Below are 20,843 nucleotides of genomic sequence, written 5' to 3' on the forward strand. Positions count from 1 at the left end.
CGTAGGCAGGCACCCGGCACGGCTTCGCCGGCCGACCTGAGCACACCTGCCCTGCCATACGGCCACGGTACTCCGCAGGGGGAGGGCGGCCTGAGGCTCGTCGCAATCATTCCAACATTCCACGAAATGATGTAGCGTTGAAACTACGCACGAAGGAGGCGCCATGGCTGTCGACGTGATCCCACTGGTGGACGAAGGCCTGGGCAACTCGGCGTACCTGCTCGACCTCGGCGAGGGGCGCGCGTTGGCCGTGGACGCCTCCCGCGACCTGCGGGCGCTGCGCGTGACCGCCGGACGCCTGGGTCTGAAGGTCGCATTCGCCGCCGACACCCACCTGCACGCGGACTTCCTCACCGGGGCGCTGCAGCTGGCCGCGACGGACGGGGCGACCGTGCTCGCCTCAGCCGCCGGCCACCGTGGCTTCCCCCATCGCGGCCTGGGCGACGGCGACGAGGTCGACCTCGGTGGCCTCACCCTGCGGACCCTCGCGACGCCGGGACACACGCACGAGCACATGGCGTTCGAGCTCCTGGACGGTCCCCGTGTGGTCGGCGTGTTCACCGGAGGCTCGCTGATCGTCGGGTCCGCGGCCCGCACGGACCTCGTCGCGCCGGAGCGGACCGAGGAGCTCGCCCGCGCGCAGTACCGCTCGCTGCAACGCCTGGCCGAGCTGGACGACGACGTCGCGGTGTGGCCCACTCACGGAGCCGGCTCGTTCTGCTCGGCACCTCCCGGCGCCGAGCGCACCTCCACCATCGGCACCGAGCGCGCCACCAACGCCCTCATGCGCGCCGGTTCCGAGGACGCGTTCGTCACCGAGCTGCTGGACTCCCTCGGCACCTTCCCGCCCTACTTCCTCCGCCTGGGCGAGATCAACCGCCGCGGACCGTCCCTCGTCGAGGGCGACGTCCTTCGGCCGCTGTCCACAGCGCAGGTGGCACGCCTGAGCGCAGACGGCGCCGTGATCGTGGACGTGCGGCCGGTGCCGGACTTCGCCGCCGGCCACCTGGCCGGCTCGGTGTCGATCCCCCTGCGGCCCGCGTTCGCCACGTGGCTCGGCTGGCTGGTCGACGCCGACAGGCAGCTGGTGGTCGTGCGCAACCCTGACCAGGACCCGGCCGAGATCCTCTGGCAGGGCCGCAAGATCGGCTACGACCAGATCACCGGCGAGCTGCAGGGCGGCCTCGCGTCATGGACCGCGGCCGGGGAGGCGACCGCCACCATCCCGTTGGTCGACGCCGCAAGCATGGAGGGCGTCAACGTCCTCGACGTCCGTCAGGCCGCTGAGTACGCCGCCGGCCACCTCCCGGGCGCCACCCATCTCGAGCTCGGCGACCTCACCGGAGCAGCGACGAGGCCGGCGCCGGGGCCGACGGTCGTGATGTGCGTCCACGGCGAACGGGCCATGGGCGCAGCCAGCCTCCTCGAACGTGGCGGCCGCCGCGACGTCGCGGTTCTCCTGGGCGGCCCCGACAACTGGGCCGAGTCCACCGGCCGAAGCCTGGAGACCGGTCCGTGAGCAGGACGACGCAGAACGCCGCACCGACTCGCCACATCGAGCTCGGGCTGCGCCAGAACCTCGCCCAGTTCGTGCTGCTGGTCACGGTCAACGCCCTGGTCGGCGGGATGCTCGGCCAGGAGCGCACGGTGGTGCCCCTCCTGGGTGAACGGGTCTTCGGGCTGCGCGGCTACACCGCCGGCCTGACGTTCATCCTCGTCTTCGGCCTGGCCAAGGCCGCGACGAACTACTTCGCCGGGACCTGGTCCGACCGGTTCGGCCGCAAGCCCGTCCTGGTGGTCGGGTGGCTGGTCGCCGTCCCGGTGCCGCTGCTGCTGATCTGGGCACCGTCCTGGGCGTGGGTCGTCGCCGCGAACGTGCTGCTCGGCATCAGCCAGGGACTGACCTGGTCGACGACCGTGATCATGAAGATCGACCTGGTCGGACCGGCCCGCCGCGGCTTGGCCATGGGGCTGAACGAGGCGGCCGGGTACGGCGCGGTCGCGGCGACCGCGCTCGCCACCGGCTACCTGGCCGACACCTACGGGCTGCGCCCGGCGCCGTTCCTGCTCGGGATCGCCTTCGCCGCCCTCGGCCTGGGCCTGTCCACGCTGGCGGTCAGGGAGACCCGCGAGCACGCCCGGCTCGAAGCCGCCGGCCACGTCGCCCGCGCGGACGGCAAGCACGACCACCTGCACAGCGACCTGTCGAACGGCGAGGTGTTCCTCCAGACCAGCTTCAAGGAGCCGGCGCTGTCCGCGGCCAGCCAGGCGGGGCTGGTGAACAACCTCAACGACGGGTTGGCGTGGGGCCTGTTCCCCATCCTGTTCTCGGCGGCCGGCCTGTCGGTGGCGAAGATCGGCGTCCTCGCCGCGCTCTACCCGGCCGTGTGGGGCGTCGGGCAGCTGTTCACGGGAGCGCTGTCGGACCGCGTGGGCCGCAAGTGGCTGATCGCCTCGGGGATGTGGCTCCAGGCCCTCGCGCTCGGGGTGATCGCCACCGTCGACTCCTTCGCGGCGTGGGCGGTGGCCGCGGTCCTCCTCGGTGCCGGCACGGCGATGGTCTACCCGACGTTGCTCGCCTCGATCGGCGACGTGGCACACCCGGCCTGGCGGGCCCGGTCGGTCGGCATCTACCGGCTGTGGCGCGACGGCGGCTTCGCGGCCGGAGCGCTGCTGGCCGGCATCGTCGCCGACGCCCTCGGCGTCCGGGCCGCCGTGTGGACGGTCGCAGCGCTCACCGCCGCGTCCGGGCTGGTCGTCGCGGCCCGCATGTACGAGACGCACCACCGTCCGGGGAGCGTCGAGCCGAAGGGAGCGGTCGATGGGTGACCGGGACGCGAAGAACGCGCTCTACCGGGAGTTCGCCGCCGTCGGGAAGGCCCTGGGCAACCCCGGCCGGCTCGAGCTGCTGGACCTGCTGGCCCAGGGGCCGCGCAGCGTCGAGGAGCTCGCCGAGGTCGCCGAGCTCGGCATGAGCAGCTGCTCGGCGCACCTGCAGACCCTGCGCGAGGCGGGGCTGGTGGAGACCCGGCGCGCGGGCAAGCGGGTCTACTACTCGCTCACCGACGTCGACGTCGCCGGGCTGCTGGACACCCTGCGCGGCGTCGCGCAGCGCCATCGCCCGCACACCGAGCCCGCTCGCCGCGCCTACCTGGGCCCCGACGACACCGAGGCGGTCGACACCGACGAGCTGCTCCGCCGCGTCCGCGACGGTGACAGCGTGGTCCTCGACGTCCGCCCCGAGCCGGAGTACGCCGCCGGGCACCTGCCCGGCGCCCTGCACATCCCGCTCGACCAGCTCACCGACCGCCTCGCCGAGCTGCCCCGTGACCGCGAGGTGGTCGCCTACTGCCGCGGTCAGTACTGCGTCCTGGCCCACGACGCGGTCCGGGTCCTGTCCGCCCACGGGGTCCCGGCACGCCGGGCCTCGCACGGGATGCTGGAGTGGCGACTGGCCGGCCATCCCGTCGAGCGGGACCTCAGTCCCGGTTGAGCACCGACGGCGGCAGCTCGATGTCCGGGACCAGCTCGACGAGCAGCTCGCGCACCCGGGCGTCGAGGTCGGCGACGATGCGGCGCACCGTGGCCTCGTCCTGGCCGCCCGGGTCGTCGACCGGCCAGTCGACGTACCTCACGCCCGGGACGTAGGGGCACTCCTCGCCGCAGCCGAGGGTGATCGCCAGGTCGCTGGCGGCGACGGTCTCGCGGGTGAGCATCTTGGGGTGCTCGGCGGAGGTGTCGAGGCCGAGCTTCTCGAGCACCTCGGCGACCTCGGGGTGGATGTGCTCCCCGGGCTGGGTGCCGGCCGAGAGCGCGACGACGCGGCCGCCTGCGTAGTGCTCGGTGAGCACGCGGGAGGCGACCGAGCGGCCGCCGTTGCGGACGCAGGCGAAGACCACCTGGGGGGTGCGGGTCACTGCTGGGCTCCTGTGGAGGTGGGAACGGCGGTGCGGTCGGGGAAGTAGCGGCGGGCCCAGAGGCTGACGTAGACGAGGCCGACGAGGGCGGGGACCTCGATCAGCGGGCCTACGACACCGGCCAGCGCCTGGCCGGAGGCGACGCCGAAGACGCCGATGGCGACGGCGATGGCGAGCTCGAAGTTGTTGCCGGCGGCGGTGAAGGAGACCGCCGTGGCGCGCTGGTAGTCGAAGCCGAGCGCCTTGGTCAGCAGCATCGAGCCGCCCCACATGAGGGCGAAGTAGACGAGCAGGGGTACGGCGATCCGGGCCACGTCGAGCGGCTGGTTCGTGATGGTGTCGCCCTGGAGCGCGAAGAGGATGACGATCGTGAACAGCAGCCCGTAGAGCGCGGCCGGCCCGATGCGCGGGAGCAACGTCGCCTCGTACCACTCGCGGCCCTTGGCGCGCTCGCCCAGGGTGCGGGTGAGGTAGCCGGCCAGCAGCGGGATGCCCAGGAAGACCAGGACGGACTTGGCGATGCCCCACATGGAGACGTCGAGTGCGCTCTGCTCGAGGCCGAGCCACCCCGGCAGCACCGCGAGGTAGAACCAGCCGAGCACGGCGAAGGCGAGGATCTGAAAGACGGCGTTGAGCGCCACCAGGATCGCGGCGGCCTCGCGGTCGCCGCAGGCCAGGTCGTTCCAGATCAGCACCATGGCGATGCAGCGGGCGAGACCGACGATGATCAGTCCGGTGCGGTACGCCGGCAGGTCGGGCAGCAGCAGCCAGGCCAGCGTGAACATCAGCGCAGGGCCGAGCACCCAGTTCAGCAGGATCGAGGTCACCAGCAGTCGCCGGTCGCCGGTGACGTGGCCGAGCTCGTCGTAGCGGACCTTGGCCAGCACCGGGTACATCATCACGAGCAGGCCGACCGCGATGGGCAGCGACACCGAGCCGATCTCGACCGCGACCAGGGCGTCGTCCAGGCCCGGCACGAGGCGGCCGAGCGTCAGGCCGAGGACCATCGCGGCAATGATCCAGACCGGGAGGAAGCGGTCGAGGGTCGAGAGCTGCCTGAGGACCGCCTCGTCACCGTGTGTTGCGCCGCTCTCGCGCACCGTGTCGCTCATGCGCCGGCCCCGGCGAGGTCATTGGCCGCCGGATCGAGCGTGCCCGAGGTGAAGAGGCTGCCGAGCGCGGCCATCGCCTGTGGGCGGGCCTTGTAGAACACCCAGGTGCCGCGCTTCTCGCGGTCCAGCAGGCCGTTCTCGTGCAGCACCTTGAGGTGGTGGCTGATCGTGGGCTGGGTCAGGTCGAAGTACGGCGTCAGGTCGCACACGCAGGCCTCGCGGCCCTCGTGGGAGAGCACCAGGGAGAGCAGCCGCAACCGGGCCGGGTCGGCGATGGCCTTGAGCAGCGGAACCACTTGGGCGGCCTGGTCGGCACTCATCGGCTCGCGGGCCAACGGGGTGCAGCTGGCCAGCGGGTCGTCGGCGAGCGGCAGCTCGCGGAGCTGCGGGCTTCGGGAGGATTTCGACACGCGTCAATATTGGCATGCGTCGATGCGCCGGGCCGAGCGGCCCGACGCATCGACGCCTGATCGCCCTCAGGAGCAGCAGGCGCTGGGGGCTCCGGCGGACCCGGCCTCGACCAGGCCGAGGTCGGCGTGGGCCCTGCCCTCGAGCTCGGGCTGGGAGTCGGCGAGCACCACGTAGTTCTCCCAGGACTGGCCGTCCGGGCCGGTGACCCAGTGCTTGTCCTGGCGGGCGTAGCAGCAGACCACGTCACCCTCGACGCGCAGCTCGAGGCCCGCGGCCTCCAGCCGGCCGGCCTCGGCCTCGACCTCCTCCATCGAGTCGCGCTCCACGCCGAGGTGGTTCAGGGTGCCGCTGTCCGCGGGGTTCTCGATGAGCACGAGCTTCAGCGGCGGGTTCGGGACGGCGAAGTTGGCGTAGCCGGGGCGGCGCTTGGCCGGGACCGTGCCGAAGAGGGTGGAGTAGAACTCCACCGCGGCGTCGATGTCGTTGACGTTGAGGGCGAGCTGCAGGCGGGACATGTGGACTCCTCGAGTGGAACGGATGGATGGGGCGGATGGATGAGCGGGTCAGCAGCAGGGCGCGTACGCGACGGGGGCGGGCCTGCGCAGGCCGATCCGGTCGACCAGACCGGCCAGGCTGCGCGTACCGCGCCTCTCCGTGCGTGCAGCGGGCCTGCGCCCGCCCAGCTCGGCGGCTCGCAGGAGCTCCGCCCGGTGCTGGCGGGCGAGGGCCTCGACGATGGCCGGGTGCATGCTGCTCATGACGGTTCTCCTTCGGCGAGCGCGGGAACGACCCGCGACTGATTCGACGTTCATCGAAGCATAACTTCGACGAACATCAAAGCAATTCTTCGACATTTCTCGAAATATCTGCTCCTCGCCGATAGGCTGGACCCATGAGCACGACCACCGACTCCCCGGAGCAGATCCCCTCCCACGCCACGGAGCTGCCGGTGATCGCGGCGTGCTGCACCACGCCGTCGAGCGTCAGCGACACCGCGGCCACCGAGCTGGCCCGGATGTTCAAGGCACTGGGCGACCCGGCCCGGGTGAAGATCATGTCGATGCTGCTGAACGCCGACGAGGTCTGCGCCTGCGACTTCAGCGCGAGCATCGAGAAGACCGCCGCCACCACGAGCCACCACCTCAAGCTGCTGCGTGACGTGGGCCTGGTCGCGACCGAGAAGCGCGGCACCTGGGTCTACTACCGGGTCGTGCCGGAGCGCCTCGCCGCGGTGCGTGACGCGCTCGCCTTCACCTGCTGACGCGCCCACCGATCGCCTCCCCCGTGCACCTCGACACCCAGGTCACCGTCGTCGGCGGCGGGCAGGCCGCCCTCGCGACCGCCTTCTACCTGCGCCGGGCGGGGCTCACCCCCGGCAAGGACCTCGTGCTGCTCGACGCCGGCGCGGAGCCGGGGGGCTCCTGGCAGCACATGTGGGACGGGCTCAGGCTGTTCTCGCCCTCGACGTACTCCTCGCTGCCGGGCTGGATGATGCCCGCCTGGGACGACGCAAGGCTCGGGTACCCACCACGCACGCACGTCGTGGACTACCTGACCCGCTACGAGGACCGCTACGACCTCCACGTGCTGCGCCCGCACCGGGTCACCGCGGTGGTCCGGGCCGACGACGACCCCGCCGGCCGGCTGGCAGTCACCGCGGGCGAGGTGACCACCGCCGCACGGTTCGTCGTCTCCGCGACCGGGACCTGGGACCGCCCGTTCTGGCCGGCCTACCCGGGGATGCGCGACTTCGCGGGGCACCAGCTGCACGCGGCGCAGTACCGCTCCCCCGGCGGCTTCACCGGGCAGCGGGTCCTCGTCGTGGGCGGGGGCAACTCGGCCGCCCAGATCCTGGCCGAGGTGTCGACGGTCGCGGAGACCACCTGGGTCACCGTCCGTCCTCCGAGGTTCCTGCCGGACGACGTCGACGGCCGGGTGCTCTTCGCCACCGCGCGGGCGCGCATCCAGGCCCTGAGCGAGGGACGCGACCATGCCGGGGTCGCGGGGCTCGGCGACATCGTGGTGGTGCCCGGTGTCCGGGACGCCCGCGAGCGCGGCGTCCTCAAGGCCCAGCCCATGTTCGCCCGGCTCACCCCGACCGGTGTCGCCTGGGCCGACGGCACCGAGCAGGAGGCCGACGCCGTGATCTGGTGCACCGGCTTCCGGCCCGCCCTGCGGCATCTCACGGGCCTCCACCTGCACGGCGAGGCGGGCCGGGTCGCGGTCGGTGGACCGTCCGGGACCCGCGCCGTCCGCGAGCCACGGCTCCACCTCGTCGGGTACGGCGACTGGGTCGGCCCCGCCTCGGCCACGCTCGCCGGTGTCGGCCCGTCCGCCCGCGCGACCGCCGCCGACATCCTGGCCCGGCTCTGAGGCGGCTTCTGCGCCCCGGCCCGGGTGTCCGGCCGCCGCGTCAGCTGCTGCGCTGGGCAGGCAGCTTCGAGACCATCCACTCGACGAGGTCCGAGCTGTTGCGGGTCTGGTACCAGACCCGGCCCGGCCCGGTGAAGTCGGTGACCAGCCCCTCGCCGCCCAGGATCGTGGACTTCCAGCCGCCGGCCTTGCGCACGGCATACTGCACGGACTCGTCGAACGCCACGACGTGACCGGTGTCGAGGGTCATCACCTCACCGGGCGCGAGCTCGAGCGGACGGATCGCGCCGTAGCTCGACACCAACAGGTCCCCCGAGCCCGTGCAGCGCAGGAGCAGCAGCCCCTCCCCGCTGAAGAACGACTTGCCGCCGCCCCACGTGGAGTCCACCTCCACGCCCGGGTCGGACGCGGTCCAGGAGCCGGACTGCACGAGCAGCGCGCCGCTGCCCTCGAGCGCGACCCGGGTCATGTCCCCGGGGAGGACCGCGGCGACACCGACGACGCCGCCGCGCTCGGAGCTGTAGTCGTTGACGAAGAAGCTCTCGCCGCCGAGGGACCGGCGCAGGCCCTTCATGAAGCCACCGCGCGTGGACGTGGTCATCTGGACGTCGCCACGCGTCATCGCCATGGCCCCGGCCTCGACCCGGACCGCTCCCCCGGGCGGCAGCGTGATCTCGCCGAGGGCGAAGGAGGGCCCGGAGTGGATGTCGACCTGCATGCGCTTCTCCTCGGTGAGGGCCCGGGACGGACCCGGCGGACATGCAGACGTGTCTACCCGGTCACCGGGCTCCGGATCCTCCCTTTCGGGGGATGAGGCAGGCAGGGCTACCCGGGCGGGGCGACCGTGGCGTCGGACTGGCGCGAGCGGCGCAGCGCGTCGGCCACGAACCCGCCCGCCTTCAGCTCCTCGACGAGGTCCCGGAGGAACGTGACGGTCTCGGGTCGACGCGACCGGGTCGTGCCGACCGCCTGCTGGATCTGCATGAACCGCTCCTCGACCAGCCGGGTGTCGGGATGCGCCGCGACGAAGCGGGCCGTCGGCTGCCGGATGCCGGCGCCCGCCTCCAGGCCCCGGGCGCGGAACACGTCGACCCCCTCCTCCCCGCGGGCGTGGTCAGCTCCGAGTCCCGGGGCACGACGTACACGCCCTCGATCACGACGTACGGCGCGGTGAAGGCGACCTCGGCCTCGCGGGCCGGGTCGACGGCCAGGAAGCAGAGGTCGGACCGGCCCGCCGCCATCGCGTCGTAGGACTTCCGGGCCGCGTCGAAGCAGACCAGCTCCACCGGCACGCCCAGGCGCGCACCGACCTCGCGCGCGAGGTCGACCGTCACGCCGGTGGGCGTCTCGGGCGAGCCCTGGGCCAGGACCGGGTTGCCCAGGTTGATCGAGGCCCGGAGCACACCCGTGGGCGCCAGGTCCGCGGCAATGGCCGCCGTCGTGGTCGTCACGTGGCGGAGGCTATCGGCACCGGCTCCTCCGCCGGTCTACGTCGGGGCTCGTACGTGGCGGAAGGAGGTTGCGCCGAGCCCCGCCGCGACGGCTGCGAAGATCACGGCCGCCAGCCACAGCACGGGCCGGATCCCCCAGCCGTCGGCGAGCACTCCTGCGAGGGGCGCGACGAGCACGACGACCGCCCGGTTGAGCGAACGCAGGGTTGTGTTCGTGCGGGCCTGCAGCTCGTCCGGCGTGATCAGCTGGCGGTAGCTCATCTCGTGGGAGTTGCTCATCCCCATCGCCAGGCCGTAGAGGCCCTGCCCGACCATGAGGACGGCAAGCGTTCTGCCGGCCGACGCCTGTTGCCCGGCGAGCGCCATCGCGATCACTGCGACGGTCGTGACGGCGTGGCAGAAGATGATGGTGCGCCCGGTGCCGAGGCGTCGACCCACCCAGGTGGTGACGGTGGCGCCGATGACGGCGCCGACTCCGCCCGCCGCACCCACCAGGCCGAACTGGAGAGCAGTGAGGTCGAGGGTCCGCAGCGCGTACGGGGCGAGCACCACCCCGACGATCGCGTGGCCGACGAACCACGCGTGGGTCGCGAGCGCGAGCGTGGACAGGCCGGAGCCGCCGTAGGCCCACCGGACTCCGTCGACGACCTCGCCCACCAGCCCCCGTGCGGTGACGCCCGTGCGCGGTGGCGGCTCGTCGACGTCGATCCGGCGCAGCGTGAGCGCCGAGTACAGGTAGGTGAGGGAGTCGAGCAGGACGGCCAGCGGGGCACCGATCGCGCTGACCAGCAGTCCGCCGAGCGCCGGGCCTGCCGTCGAGGACACCGCGTCGGCACCGTCGATGCGGGCGTGACCTGGTTGGAGGTGCTGCGCCTCGAGGAGCCGCGGCAGGAAGGACATCGTGGCCGCGCCGTTGACCACGGAGGCGGTGCCGTAGGCGATGACGATCAGCATCAGCGCGGGCAGGGACAGCAGGTCCAGCCACCACATCAGCGGGATGGTCCACAGCAGCGCGGCCTGCACCAGGTCGGTGCGCACCAGGAGCGGCAGTCGGCGCCTGCCGTCGACGATCGCGCCCACGACGAGCCCGAGGACGAGGTAGGGCAGCAACCGCGCGGCGTTGAGCCAGCCGACGTCCGCTGCCGAGCCGTGCAGGGTGAGGACCACCAGCGCCTGCAGCGCGAAGAGCGTGACGTAGGTGCCGAGCCCGGACACCGCGGTGGCGCGCCAGTACCGCAGGAACGCTCTCGAGATGAAGACGTCGCTGCTGGTCACGCCCGCAGTCTCGCATCGGCGTGGCCCGACGCTGCGGCGGCGCCGACCCGACTCGCACACCGTCATGTGCGAGGCGGGTCACCGCGACACCGGGCCGCTCAGCTGAACGCCGAGGACCCGCCGGTCAGCTGGTAGCCGGTGCGCGACGAGAACTCGGCACTGACGGCGAACCGGTCGCCCCGGACCAGCGTGTGTCGCCACTCGACCGGCTGTCGGTCGCTGAAGGCGAGGCGCTCGATCGTGAGCGCGGCGACGCCGTCAGGCATCTCCAGGATCCGCTGCTCGGCCGGTGTCGGCACCACCGCGCGCATGTGCTCCTCGCCGCCCGAGAGCCGGATCCCGCACCGCACCCGGAGCTGCTCGTAGAGGGCGGTCTCGGTGAAGTCGGCCTCGAGCAGCGGCCGGGCCAGGTCGGCCGGCAGCCACACCCGGTCGAGCGCGAGCGGCCGGCCGCTGGCCAGCCGCAGCCGCTCGAGGTACAGCAGTGGCGTCGACTCCTCCAGCGCCAGCCGCCGGGCGACCACGCCGTCGGCGCGGATGTCCCGCGCGCGCACCACGCTGCGCTGGGTCTGGCCGGCGGCCTCGACCGAGGCGAACAGGCTGTACAGGGTGCCGAGCGGCTGGTCGATCTCGGCGGGGCCGGTCAGGCGCGACGTGCGGCCGCGCTCGCCGGAGACCACCCCGTCCTGCCGCAGCCGGCGCAGCGCCTCGCGGACGGTGTGCCGGCTGACGCCGTACGCGTCGACGAGGGCGAGCTCCCCGGGGAACTCGTCGGTGAACTCGCCGACCCGGACCCGCCGCACCAGGTCGTCGTGCACCTGCCGCCACAGCGGTACGCCGGCAGCCCGGTCCACCGGCTGCGCGCCCGGGCCGTCCGGTCGGACCACCGCTCAGACCACCGACAGGGGGAGCGCCCGCCCGACCAGGCTCCGGCGCACGACGGGCAGTTCGCCGGCGATGCGGCGGATCTCGGTCGCGGACGGGGCGGTCGGCGTCGCCACCATCGCGGGCACCCCGACGTCGCCGGCCGTGCGCAGCGGCAGGTCCAGCGGCACCCGACCCAGCAGCGGCGCACTGATCGCGTCCGCCAGCCGGGCGCCCCCGCCCTCGCCGAATAGCGGCGTCTCGTGGGCACAGGCCGGGCAGACCAGGGTGGACATGTTCTCCACCACCCCGGCGACCGGCATCCGCGCGTCCCGGGCCATCCGGCCCACCCGGGCCGCGACCGTCTGGGCGGCCAGCTGCGGCGTGGTGACGGCGAGCAGCTGGGCGTCGGGGAGGAGCTCGAGCAGGCTCATCGTCACGTCACCGGTGCCGGGCGGCAGGTCGAGCAGCAGGGTGTCGAGCCGGCCCCAGTGCACGTCGGCGAGGAACTGCTCGATCGCCTTGTGCAGCATCGGCCCGCGCCACACCACCGGCTCCTCGTCGTCGACGAAGAACCCCACCGACATCAGCGCGACGCCGTGCGCCTCGACCGGCAGCATCACGCCCTTGAGGGCCACGGGGGCGCGGCGTACGCCGAACAGCTGCGGGATCGAGTAGCCCCACACGTCCGCGTCGAGCACCCCGACCCGCTGCCCCTGCTGAGCCAGCGCGACCGCGAGGTTGGCGGTCAGCGAGGACTTGCCGACTCCCCCCTTGCCGCTGGCGACCGCGTAGACCCTGGTCGACGAGCCGTCGCCGAACGGGTGGGTGCCCTCGGGTCGTGCGCCCCGCAGGCGCCCGGCCAGCCGCAACCGCTCGCCGTCGCTCATCGCCGCGAGGCCGACCTCGACCCTCGCCACACCGGGGACCCGACCGACCGCCTCGGTCACGTCCGCGACCAGCCGCTCCTTCATGGGGCAGGTCGGCGTGGTCAGCCGGACGGTGACGTGGACGGCCCCGCCGCGCCCGAGCTCGACGGCCCCGACCATCCCGGCCTCGGGCAGCGACAGGCCGAGCTCGGGGTCCTCCACCCCGGCGAGAGCCGCGTGGACGGAGTCGAGGTCGACCCCGGGGCCGGTGCGACGCCGGGAGAGCGGGCTCATCGGGTGGCCTCCCCGTCCGCGCGACCGCCGTCCGCGCGGAAGGCGCGGCGGACCGGCTTGACCGGGCGCATCATGAACTCCGGCCGGCGCAGGCCGGAGCTGCTGGGGCCGGGACGGGTGTTCTCCATCCAGGCGCGGTAGACCTCGCGGGAGCGCCTGGTGTCCACGACGACGTCGCCGTACCTGTCGTCGTCCCGGGCCGGCTCGAGACGCACCTTCTGGTGCCAGCAGTGCATGCCGGACAGCGGGTCGGGGTGCACGGCGAAGGCGAGGTTCTGGTGGACGCCGGGGTCGTCCCAGTGGATCCGCTCGCTGTCGGGGTCGTCGCTGGCGAACGGCTTGATCCCCTCCTTGTAGCGCAGCTTCCAGACCCCGTCGTCGCTCCTGCTCAGGTCGACCAGGCCCATCGCCCACCGCGAGCCTGCGTGCTCCGAGGTCCGCCAGCGCCCCATGTGGTGGGACAGGCCGATCACCCCGGGCCGGATCGCCTCGGTGGACCAGGCCCGGGCCACGAAGTAGCCGATCTCGGTGTTCACCCGCACCAGGTCACCGGTCGCGAACCCCAGCCGCGCGGCGTCGGCGCTGTTCATCCACAACGGGTGGGTGTTGCTGAGCTCGTTGAGGTACTTCGCGTTGCCGCTGCGGGTGTGGATCAGCGTCGGCAGCCGGAAGGTCGGCATCAGCACCATCTCGCCGTTCGACTCGTCGATGGCCCGACGACTCACGTGCGACTCGATGTAGCCGGGGCTGGCGTACTCCGCCCACCCGAAGTCGACCATCGTGTCGCTGAAGAGCTCCAGCTTCCGCGACGGGGTCAGCCAGCCCGCGGTGCGGGTGCCGTCCTCGTGCACGACGCCGATCGAGCCGGCCTCCCCCACCAGCGGCGGCGTGGAGTCGAGGGTGACCGGCTTGCGCAGCACTCCGCGCTCGTCCGGGGTGGCCCCCTCGACCTCGGCGTCGGTCAGCGGGCGCTCGTCGAGCCGGTAGGAGTCCTTGGCCACCTCGAAGACGCCGTACCTGCGCATGTAGTCCAGCGGTGTGAGCCCCTGCTCCGCCGCCGCCTCGGGCAGCCCGGGCACGCTGTTCTCGAAGACCCAGCGGTAGTACTCGTCGACGGTCACCTTCTCGCCGGGCCGGTACGGCGACTCGAAGTACTTGCGGATGCCGAGGGACCCGTCGGGGTCGATTCGCCAGGAGAGCTCGAACCAGAACTCGTTCTCCTCCCACACCTCCCCCGGGTTCGACTCGCGGGTGTCCGACACGGCCCGGCCCATCTTCTCCAGCGCCACCCGGGTCACCGGCTGCCGGAAGCCGAGCCACTTGCCGGCGTACTGCTCGTAGGACTGGGTGTCGTGCCGCTCGGTGCTGTGCCCCATCGGCAGCACGTAGTCGGCGAAGGTCGCGGTCTCCGACCAGGTCGGCGTCAGCGCGACGTGGCAGTCGACCAGCGACTCGTCGGTGAGCGCCTCGAGCCAGCTGAAGCCGTCGGGGTTGGTCCAGACGGGGTTGTAGACGCGCGAGAAGTACATCGCCAGCTTGCCGCGGCCGTCCTTGAGCAGGTGCGGCAGCAGGATGGACATCTCGTTGGTGGACATCGGGAACTCCGCCGGCCAGAGCAGCTCGTTCCAGCTGTCGTGGCCACCGGGGACGTTCGGCCCGTGGGCGATGATCTTGTCCCAGCCGTTCGGGCTGGTGCCGCCCTTGGTGCCGACGCTGCCGGTGAGGACGTTGAGGAAGAACAGCGCGCGCGAGACCTGCCAGCCGCCCAGGTTGCCGGCGGTCGCCGCCCGCCACACGTGCGCGGACAGCGCGCTCCCGGCGGACGCCACGATGCGGGCCAGCTCGGCGACCTGCTCCTCGGGGACCTGCGCCTCCTCCGCCGCGTAGGCGAACGTGTAGGTGGAGTAGTCCTCGGCGAGGGCGCCCATGAACGCGTCGAAGTCGTCGGCCGGGAGCTCGGGGTGCAGGTGCTGGAGGTAGGTCGACCAGTTGACCCAGCGGCGCAGGAAGGCCCGGTCCACCTGGTCGGTGCGCAACAGGTACGACGCCACCGCCAGCAGGATCGCGGCCTCGCTGCCCGGCCACGGCGCCACCCACAGGTCGGCGTGCGAGGCGGTGTTGGACAGCCGTGGGTCGAGCACCACGACCTTCGCTCCCCCGGAGACCTTGCCCTCCATGATCCGCTGGGCGTGCGGGTTGAAGTAGTGGCCGGCCTCGAGGTGGCTCGAGATCAGCAGGATCACCTTGGCGTTCGCGTAGTCGGGCGAGGGGCGGTCGTAGCCGCCCCACAGCGAGTAGCCGAGCCGGGCGCCGGCGGAGCAGATGTTGGTGTGGCTGTTGTGCCCGTCGACGCCCCAGGCCAGCAGGAAGCGTTCGGCGAAGCCGTCCTCGCCGGGTCGGCCCACGTGGTAGACCACCTCGTTGGTGCGCTCCTCGACGATCGCCGCGCGGATCCGGGCGGCGATGTCGTCGAGGGCGTCGTCCCAGCTGACCCGCTCCCACTCCCCGCCGCCGCGCTTGCCGGAGCGGCGCAGCGGATGCAGGATCCGCTCCGGGTCGTTGAGCTGGTTGATCGTGGCCGGCCCCTTGGCGCAGTTGCGTCCCCGGGAGCCGGGGTGCGCGGGGTTGCCCTCCAGCTTCTTGATCGACAGGTCGGACTTGTCGACGTAGGCCAGCAGCCCGCAGGCCGACTCGCAGTTGAAGCACGTGGTGGGCACCAGCATGTACTCGTGGGGCACCTTGCGCGGGTGCGCCTTGGCGTCGTACTCGACGTGGTGGTCCCAGTTCTCCACGGGCGGGAAGTTCCGCAGCCGCTCGTGGGTGCGCTCGCCGGGCAGCGCCGGGCGTCGGGTCTCCGGGTCGAGCTCAGCGGTCATGGCGGGTGGTCCCTCCGGGTCGGGCGGGCGACGGCGTACGGGTCATGAGAGCGGCACGTCCTGGCCGGCGCGGACGAAGACGCTCTCGTAGGCGAGCAGGGCCGGCTGCACGAGCAGGCCGGCCACCACCAGTGCGCCCGTCGTGAGGTCGCCCCAGGTCAGCGCGCCCAGCACCACGGCGACCGCCACGGGCAGCACCGCGCCGAGCCAGAACGTCCGCGCGTAGCGCCCGTGGGTGATGATGCGCGCCGCCACGGCCGCCTGCCGGCTGGCATGCGTGCCGGCGTACTCAACCGCGAGGACCAGCAGGTGCAGGCCGGCCGCGAGCACGAAGGAGACCGCCAGCAGGGTCCAGGCCCGATCGGAGAGCCCGGCGACGGCGCCGGCCACGGCGAGAGCGCCGACGCCGACCATCACCGCCTGGACGACCAGGTGCCAGAACAGCACCGGGGACTGCCACAGGTCGCGGCCCTCGGCCTGGCCGAACAGGAAGGCCGTGTAGCCGGCCATCAGCGCGGAGACGGGAAGCGCCAGCCACGCGAGCAGCGTCATCAGCCACCCGACGTCGAGGGCGGCGGCCAGCAGCCACAGCACGGCGCCACCGGAGAACGCCGTGAGCACGTAGGCGCCGAGCACCAGCCAGGAGGTCCAGTTCGACTTCAGGAAGATGTAGAGGAACCGGTCGGGGCGCTTGAGGTCCCAGACCAGCAGCGCCCCGGTCGTGGCCGCGCCGAACAGGCCGAGCGCCGGGGCGACGTAGTCCCCCACCGCACCGAGGTCGATCCCGAGCAGGTGCGCGAGCCCGGCCAGGGCGAGGGCGCCCGCGCCGACCGCCTTGGTCCACAGGTACGTCGTCACCCGCCACCCCCAGGGCCGCGGGTGCGCGGTGTTCAGCGTGGTGCGCGCGTTCGTGGTCGGGTCCGGGGTCAGGTCGCGGGCGTTGGTGAGGCGCTGCTCGTCGGGCCGCGCCCAGATGTAGGTGTCGTCGACGGGGGCGGCCAGCGGATCGAGCACCGCCCGGTCCGCGCCGAGGTAGAACACGTTGGGGCCGGTGTTCTGCTCGGGCGAGCGCACGCTCGTCTCGTGGGTGCTCACCAGCCGGGCGATCCCGCTCGTGGGGTCGTCGAGGTCGCCCACCCAGATCGAGTGCGTCGGGCACACCACGACGCAGGCCGGCTCGAGGTCGGCGTCGACGCGGTGGGCGCACAGGTTGCACTTCGCCGCGGTGTGGGTGTCCTCGTCGATGTAGATCGCGTCGTAGGGACAGGCCTGCATGCAGCTCTTGCAGCCGATGCACCGGTCCTTGTCGAAGTCGACGATGCCGTCGTCGCGCTTGAACAAGGCCTGGGTCGGGCAGATCTTGAGGCACGGGGCGTCCGTGCAGTGGTTGCAGCGCATCACCCCGAAGGAGCGGGTCGTGTCCGGGAACGAGCCGCTGTCGACGTACTTCACCCACGTGCGGAACTGACCGACCGGCACCTCGTGCTCGGTCTTGCAGGCCACGGTGCACGCGTGGCACCCGATGCACGTCCGCTGGTCGATCGCGAACCCGTAGCGCATCCAGTCAGCTCTTCCGGATGACGTAGCGGAACACGCCGTCCTCGACCGAGCTGTCGAGGAGCTCGTTGCCGGTGTCCTTGGCCCACGAGGGGATGTCGCTGCGTGAGCCGCTGTCCGTCGCCTCGACCAGCATCACCTGGCCGGGGCTGAGGTTCTTCATGCCTCGCGAGGTCAGCAGCACCGGCATCGGGCACTTCTGCCCCTTGGCGTCCACGGTGACGTCGATCTGGTGGTCCATGGCACTCCTGGTTTCCCGGGACGGGGCTCACGCCCGTCGGTGGCGGATCAGATGAAGAGGTTGATCTGGGACCGGCTCATCTCGGAGAGCGCCGTGGCCGCGCCGACCGGCTCCCCGGCCCCGTCGATGAGCTGGTCGCGACGCAGCCCGAGCAGGTCCATGCTCATCTCGCAGGGCCACAGGTTGACCCCGAGCTCGGTGCACATCTCGAGCAGCTCCTTGGGGCTGGCGACCTTGTTGTTGCGCGCGAGCTTGCGCATCATCCACGCGCCCGCACCGCCCATGTGCAGCTTCGAGAGCTTCATGTTGCTCACGCCGGGCCGGTTCATCCCGGCCAGCGCCTTGGTCATGGCGTTGGTGCCGGTGATCCGCACGTCGTCACGCACCAGCGGGAACAGCCCCCAGAAGGTGAAGAAGATCGTCGTCCGCATGCCGTAGGCGGCCCCGGTCGACCCGAGGATGAGCGTGGGCCAGACCTTGTCCAGGTCGCCGCTCCACGCGACGATCGTCATCCGCTGGGCCGGGTCGGCCTCGTCTGCGGTGTCGGTCATTTCTCGACCTCCTCGAACGGGCACTGTTGCCGTGTGTGCTGCGTCACACTACATTCGTTGTGACGCATACAACAAGGCCTTCCGGGCCCCTGTTGTACGGACATTCCCAGGAGGAGCGGCATGGAAGCCTGGACCATCTCCGCCCAGGAGCTCTACGACGAGATCGGGCGCGGCGGGATCCCCCAGATCCTCGACGTCCGCAACACCGACGAGTTCGCGGCGCACCGCATCGAGGGACGCCGGCCCGTCCCGACCCGCAACGTGCCCGTCTACGAGGCGCTCGACGAGCCCGAGCGGTTCGCCCCCGACACCCTCGACGGCGCGGTGATCGTGTGCGGGCACGGGCACGGCTCGGCGATGCTGGTGCCCGAGCTCGCCGCCCTGGGGAAGGAGACCCGGTCGCTGGTCGGTGGCATGCAGGCCTGGTCCCGGCTGCTCGTCCCGGTGCCGCTCGACGTCCTCCCCGGGCCCGCCCGGGCCTGGCAGCTCCAGCGTCCGTCGAAGGGGTGCCTCTCGTACGTCGTGGGGGTCCCGGGCGAGAGCTGCCTCGTGGTCGACCCCGCCCGGCACGTCGAGCCGTACCTCGAGCTGGTCGCCGCGCACGGGATGCGGGTCACCCACGTGGTCGACACGCACGTGCACGCCGACCACGTCAGCGGCGGACCGGACCTGGCCGCGCAGGTCGGCGCCGAGTACCACCTGCCCCCCGAGGACAGCACGGCCGAGATCCCGTTCCCGCACCGCCCGCTGGTCGACGGCGAGGAGATCCCGCTCGGGGCCGGGAGCGTGGTCCGGGCGATGACCATGCACCTGCCCGGCCACACGCCGGGGACCACCGCGCTGCTGGTGGCCGACCGGCTCCTGCTCGTCGGCGACACCGTGTTCGTCCGGGGCCTCGGCCGCCCCGACCTCACCGGCCAGGCCGAGGACCTCGCCCGCGACCTGTTCCGCAGCGTCCACGAGCGGCTCCGGCCGCTGGACGCCACCACGCTCGTCGCGCCCGCCCACTGGTCCAGCACCGAGGAGATCAACGGGGCCGGTCAGGTCACCACGACGATCGAGACCGTCTTCGAGGCCACGCTGCTCAACGAGGAGGCGATCGAGCTCTTCGTCGAGGAGATCGTCGCGACCCTGCCGGAGGCACCCGGCACCTACGACACGATCCGGCTGGTCAACACCGGGCAGGTCCGGCCGTCCGAGGACGACCTGGAGATACTCGAGGTGGGCAGGAACCAGTGCGCGGCGTCCACGACGCTGCGCTGACCAGAGGCACGGAGGGCGGGGCGTGATGGACGAGCCGAGGTCGTCGGGGCGACGCCCACGACTGCGCGAGGTCGGCGAGAGCCCCGACTACCGCTTCACGCTCGCCAACGAGAGGACGTTCCTGGCCTGGGTGCGCACGGCCCTGGCGATGATGGCCGCCGGGGTGGCCGTGATCCGCTTCGTCCCCGGCCTGACGGTCATCCGCCACGGCCTGGGGTTCCTGCTGATCGGCATCGGCGGCCTGCTCGCCGCGGCGTCGTACCGCCACTGGGAGCGCAACGAGCGCGCCATGCGCCTGGGTCGTGAGCTGCCCCAGTCCTTCATCCCCCGGCTGGTGGCGGGGTCCCTCGTCCTGGCCGCGCTCGTCGCGCTGGCCCTGGTGATCGTCGATCTGGCCGACTGATGATCTTCCGACGGCTGCTGGGCGACCCGGACCGGTCCGGGCAGTCCCGCGACGCCGGCCTCCAGGCCGAGCGCACCGCCATGGCCTGGCAGCGCACCGCGCTGGGCGTCGGCGGCGTCTCCGCCCTGCTGCTCCACCAGACCGGGGGCCGGTTGCTCGGCGCCCTGCCGGGGCTGCTCGGGCTCCTCGTCGCGCTGGTCCTGCTGGTGCTGACCGAGCTGCGCTACGAGCAGACCCTGCGTCGGGTCGACGCCGGAGAGACCCCGAGCGACGCGGTCCCCATCCTGGTCCTGGCCTGCACCGTGACCGGGCTGGCGGTGTCGGCCATTGCGCTCATCACCCTGTCCGAGGTCCTCGGATGACCCCCCGGAGGTGGTGATGGACGAGGCCCTCGAGAGCGAGCTGCGCGAGCTGCACGCACGGGTGTGCAAGGCGATCGCCGACCCCAAGCGGCTCCTGATCATCAGCCTGCTCCGCGACGGCGAGCGCAGCGTCGGCGACATCTGCGACGAGCTGCGCGTCAGCCAGTCCAACGCGAGCCAGCACCTCGCGATGCTCCGCGAGCGCGGCATCGTCTCCTCGCGCCGCGCCGGCACCACGGTCTACTACTCGCTGCGCAGCGACAAGATCCTGCGCGCGATCGACCTGATGCGTGAGTTCGTCGCCGAGGCCGGCCCCGCCGGTCCGGTCCCCGACGCACCCCCGGACGAGCCGACGGGCAGGGTCAGCGGCGTCTTCCTCGGCTGAGACCCGCCGGCGCTGAGCCCGACGCGCGCGGGTCAGCGCAGCCCGAGCTTGCTCGAGCAGCTCGGCCACGCACCCCAGCCCTGGCCGTGCTTGATCCGCTCGGCCACCTTGATCTGCTCCTTCTTGGTGGCCCGGCTCGGCAGCGGCGCGAACTTCTTCCCGCCGTACCCGGCCCAGGTGCTGCGGCTGATCTGCAGGCCGCCGTAGTAGCCGTTGCCGGTGTTGATGTGCCAGCGGCCGCCGGACTCGCACTGGGCCAGCCGCTCCCAGGTGTGGGTGGTGGCCGCCTCGGCGGGGGTGCCCACCGTGGTGACGGCGGTCATCGCGGCGAAGGCGGCGACGACGGACGAGACGAGCATGCGAAAGCGCATGAGGATCCTCCACACGCCTTCGGGGTTAGCTGTCGGGTTCGGGCTGAGGTGTGCCCGGCCATCGCTGATGGCTTCACCCCGAGGACCGCGGTCGCGGCCCGGGAACGGTGGGTTCCCCGCTCCTGTCCTCGGTGCTCGTGGGACCTCCGGCCGGACAGGACTCGGCGTGACCGGGAGGTGGTCCCGGCTGTACGGGACACGTCACCCTAGGCAGCGGGCCGGGCCCGACCCAACGGTCCGCCCCCCAGATGGGGGACCCGCGGGGCCG

At 72.4% G+C, this 20,843-nt stretch carries 24 protein-coding genes, 1 pseudogene and 1 riboswitch; of the genes and pseudogenes, 9 read left to right on the top strand and 16 right to left on the bottom strand.

Annotation, left to right across the window (positions count from 1 at the left end):
* The first annotated feature begins 163 nt into the window (after window positions 1–163).
* The 3 genes from ABD268_RS06865 to ABD268_RS06875 are packed head-to-tail and all read left to right on the top strand — an operon-like array spanning window position 164 to window position 3,493.
* Window positions 164–1,519, top strand: a complete 1,356-nt coding sequence (locus tag ABD268_RS06865; protein WP_344149419.1) for an MBL fold metallo-hydrolase — start codon at window positions 164–166, stop codon at window positions 1,517–1,519.
* The gene (locus ABD268_RS06870; RefSeq protein ID WP_344149421.1) at window positions 1,516–2,829 is read left to right on the top strand and encodes an MFS transporter; all 1,314 of its coding nucleotides are present in this window, start codon (window positions 1,516–1,518) and stop codon (window positions 2,827–2,829) included. The genes ABD268_RS06865 and ABD268_RS06870 overlap by 4 nt, the downstream gene beginning before the upstream one ends.
* Entirely contained in the window at window positions 2,822–3,493 is a 672-nt protein-coding gene (locus tag ABD268_RS06875) for an ArsR/SmtB family transcription factor (RefSeq protein WP_344149423.1), read from the top strand. The genes ABD268_RS06870 and ABD268_RS06875 overlap by 8 nt, the downstream gene beginning before the upstream one ends.
* On the opposite strand, the gene ABD268_RS06880 is transcribed toward ABD268_RS06875, so the two are convergent.
* The 5 genes from ABD268_RS06880 to ABD268_RS06900 all read right to left on the bottom strand — a co-directional run bounded on the left by ABD268_RS06880 (window position 3,480) and on the right by ABD268_RS06900 (window position 6,198).
* Window positions 3,480–3,917, bottom strand: coding sequence for an arsenate-mycothiol transferase ArsC (locus tag ABD268_RS06880; protein ID WP_344149425.1), 438 nt, complete (start codon window positions 3,915–3,917; stop codon window positions 3,480–3,482). The two genes, ABD268_RS06875 and ABD268_RS06880, sit on opposite strands and share 14 nt — an antisense overlap.
* Window positions 3,914–5,029, bottom strand: coding sequence for an ACR3 family arsenite efflux transporter (gene arsB / locus ABD268_RS06885; protein WP_344149427.1), 1,116 nt, complete (start codon window positions 5,027–5,029; stop codon window positions 3,914–3,916). Before arsB ends, ABD268_RS06880 begins: the two co-directional genes overlap by 4 nt.
* Window positions 5,026–5,439 (bottom strand): metalloregulator ArsR/SmtB family transcription factor, encoded by a 414-nt coding sequence (locus ABD268_RS06890; protein ID WP_344149429.1) that lies wholly within the window; start codon window positions 5,437–5,439, stop codon window positions 5,026–5,028. Before ABD268_RS06890 ends, arsB begins: the two co-directional genes overlap by 4 nt.
* Window positions 5,440–5,505: 66 nt before the next feature.
* Window positions 5,506–5,955 (bottom strand): ArsI/CadI family heavy metal resistance metalloenzyme, encoded by a 450-nt coding sequence (locus tag ABD268_RS06895; RefSeq protein ID WP_344149431.1) that lies wholly within the window; start codon window positions 5,953–5,955, stop codon window positions 5,506–5,508.
* Between the two features lie 48 nt (window positions 5,956–6,003).
* Window positions 6,004–6,198: a hypothetical protein gene (locus tag ABD268_RS06900; protein ID WP_344149433.1), complete on the bottom strand. Its 195-nt coding sequence runs from the start codon at window positions 6,196–6,198 to the stop codon at window positions 6,004–6,006.
* A 134-nt stretch (window positions 6,199–6,332) separates the two neighbouring features.
* On the opposite strand from ABD268_RS06900, the gene ABD268_RS06905 reads away from it, so the two are divergent.
* On the top strand, window positions 6,333–6,701 hold the full coding sequence (locus ABD268_RS06905; protein WP_344149435.1) for an ArsR/SmtB family transcription factor: 369 nt from the start codon (window positions 6,333–6,335) through the stop codon (window positions 6,699–6,701).
* 23 nt (window positions 6,702–6,724) lie between these two features.
* Complete coding sequence (locus ABD268_RS06910; RefSeq protein ID WP_344149437.1) at window positions 6,725–7,813, top strand: ArsO family NAD(P)H-dependent flavin-containing monooxygenase; 1,089 nt, start codon at window positions 6,725–6,727, stop codon at window positions 7,811–7,813.
* A 40-nt stretch (window positions 7,814–7,853) separates the two neighbouring features.
* Here the strand turns inward: ABD268_RS06910 and ABD268_RS06915 are convergent, their stop codons facing one another.
* The 10 genes and pseudogenes from ABD268_RS06915 to ABD268_RS06960 form a co-directional block, all read right to left on the bottom strand.
* Window positions 7,854–8,531: a TIGR00266 family protein gene (locus ABD268_RS06915; RefSeq protein ID WP_344149439.1), complete on the bottom strand. Its 678-nt coding sequence runs from the start codon at window positions 8,529–8,531 to the stop codon at window positions 7,854–7,856.
* Window positions 8,532–8,638: 107 nt separating this feature from the next.
* Window positions 8,639–8,899, bottom strand: a complete 261-nt coding sequence (locus tag ABD268_RS06920; RefSeq protein ID WP_344149875.1) for a type 2 periplasmic-binding domain-containing protein — start codon at window positions 8,897–8,899, stop codon at window positions 8,639–8,641.
* Window positions 8,900–8,991: 92 nt separating this feature from the next.
* A pseudogene (locus ABD268_RS06925) lies at window positions 8,992–9,264 on the bottom strand (type 2 periplasmic-binding domain-containing protein); the annotation flags it as partial.
* A 36-nt stretch (window positions 9,265–9,300) separates the two neighbouring features.
* Window positions 9,301–10,539 (bottom strand): MFS transporter, encoded by a 1,239-nt coding sequence (locus ABD268_RS06930; RefSeq protein WP_344149441.1) that lies wholly within the window; start codon window positions 10,537–10,539, stop codon window positions 9,301–9,303.
* Window positions 10,540–10,637: 98 nt separating this feature from the next.
* Window positions 10,638–11,426: a GntR family transcriptional regulator gene (locus tag ABD268_RS06935; RefSeq protein ID WP_344149443.1), complete on the bottom strand. Its 789-nt coding sequence runs from the start codon at window positions 11,424–11,426 to the stop codon at window positions 10,638–10,640.
* A gap of 3 nt (window positions 11,427–11,429) precedes the next feature.
* Window positions 11,430–12,566, bottom strand: a complete 1,137-nt coding sequence (locus tag ABD268_RS06940; RefSeq protein WP_344149445.1) for an Mrp/NBP35 family ATP-binding protein — start codon at window positions 12,564–12,566, stop codon at window positions 11,430–11,432.
* Window positions 12,563–15,442: a molybdopterin-dependent oxidoreductase gene (locus ABD268_RS06945; protein ID WP_344149447.1), complete on the bottom strand. Its 2,880-nt coding sequence runs from the start codon at window positions 15,440–15,442 to the stop codon at window positions 12,563–12,565. The genes ABD268_RS06940 and ABD268_RS06945 overlap by 4 nt, the downstream gene beginning before the upstream one ends.
* A gap of 42 nt (window positions 15,443–15,484) precedes the next feature.
* Window positions 15,485–17,002 carry a 4Fe-4S dicluster domain-containing protein gene (locus ABD268_RS06950; protein ID WP_344149449.1) on the bottom strand — a complete coding sequence of 506 codons (1,518 nt, stop codon included), beginning with the start codon at window positions 17,000–17,002 and terminating at the stop codon, window positions 15,485–15,487.
* Between the two features lie 4 nt (window positions 17,003–17,006).
* Window positions 17,007–17,240 carry a sulfurtransferase TusA family protein gene (locus ABD268_RS06955; RefSeq protein WP_344149451.1) on the bottom strand — a complete coding sequence of 78 codons (234 nt, stop codon included), beginning with the start codon at window positions 17,238–17,240 and terminating at the stop codon, window positions 17,007–17,009.
* Window positions 17,241–17,287: 47 nt separating this feature from the next.
* Window positions 17,288–17,791 (bottom strand): DsrE/DsrF/DrsH-like family protein, encoded by a 504-nt coding sequence (locus ABD268_RS06960; protein WP_344149453.1) that lies wholly within the window; start codon window positions 17,789–17,791, stop codon window positions 17,288–17,290.
* Between the two features lie 120 nt (window positions 17,792–17,911).
* Between ABD268_RS06960 and ABD268_RS06965 the strand changes: the two genes are divergently transcribed.
* From ABD268_RS06965 to ABD268_RS06980, 4 genes are read left to right on the top strand one after another with little or no spacing between them, the layout of a single operon-like run.
* Entirely contained in the window at window positions 17,912–19,054 is a 1,143-nt protein-coding gene (locus tag ABD268_RS06965; RefSeq protein WP_344149455.1) for an MBL fold metallo-hydrolase, read from the top strand.
* 25 nt (window positions 19,055–19,079) lie between these two features.
* A complete protein-coding gene (locus ABD268_RS06970) occupies window positions 19,080–19,457 on the top strand; it encodes a YidH family protein (RefSeq protein ID WP_344149457.1) in 378 nt (125 codons plus the stop codon).
* On the top strand, window positions 19,457–19,819 hold the full coding sequence (locus ABD268_RS06975) for a DUF202 domain-containing protein (protein WP_344149459.1): 363 nt from the start codon (window positions 19,457–19,459) through the stop codon (window positions 19,817–19,819). The genes ABD268_RS06970 and ABD268_RS06975 overlap by 1 nt, the downstream gene beginning before the upstream one ends.
* 16 nt (window positions 19,820–19,835) lie before the next feature.
* A complete protein-coding gene (locus ABD268_RS06980) occupies window positions 19,836–20,204 on the top strand; it encodes an ArsR/SmtB family transcription factor (protein WP_344149461.1) in 369 nt (122 codons plus the stop codon).
* Between the two features lie 32 nt (window positions 20,205–20,236).
* Here ABD268_RS06980 and ABD268_RS06985 read toward each other — a convergent pair whose 3' ends face one another.
* Window positions 20,237–20,575: a transglycosylase family protein gene (locus tag ABD268_RS06985; protein ID WP_344149463.1), complete on the bottom strand. Its 339-nt coding sequence runs from the start codon at window positions 20,573–20,575 to the stop codon at window positions 20,237–20,239.
* Window positions 20,575–20,719: riboswitch (cyclic di-AMP (ydaO/yuaA leader) on the bottom strand. (Overlaps the previous gene by 1 nt.)
* Between the last annotated feature and the right edge of the window lie 124 nt (window positions 20,720–20,843).

The sequence above is a fragment of the Nocardioides koreensis genome, assembly GCF_039531775.1.
GTDB lineage: Bacteria > Actinomycetota > Actinomycetes > Propionibacteriales > Nocardioidaceae > Nocardioides > Nocardioides koreensis.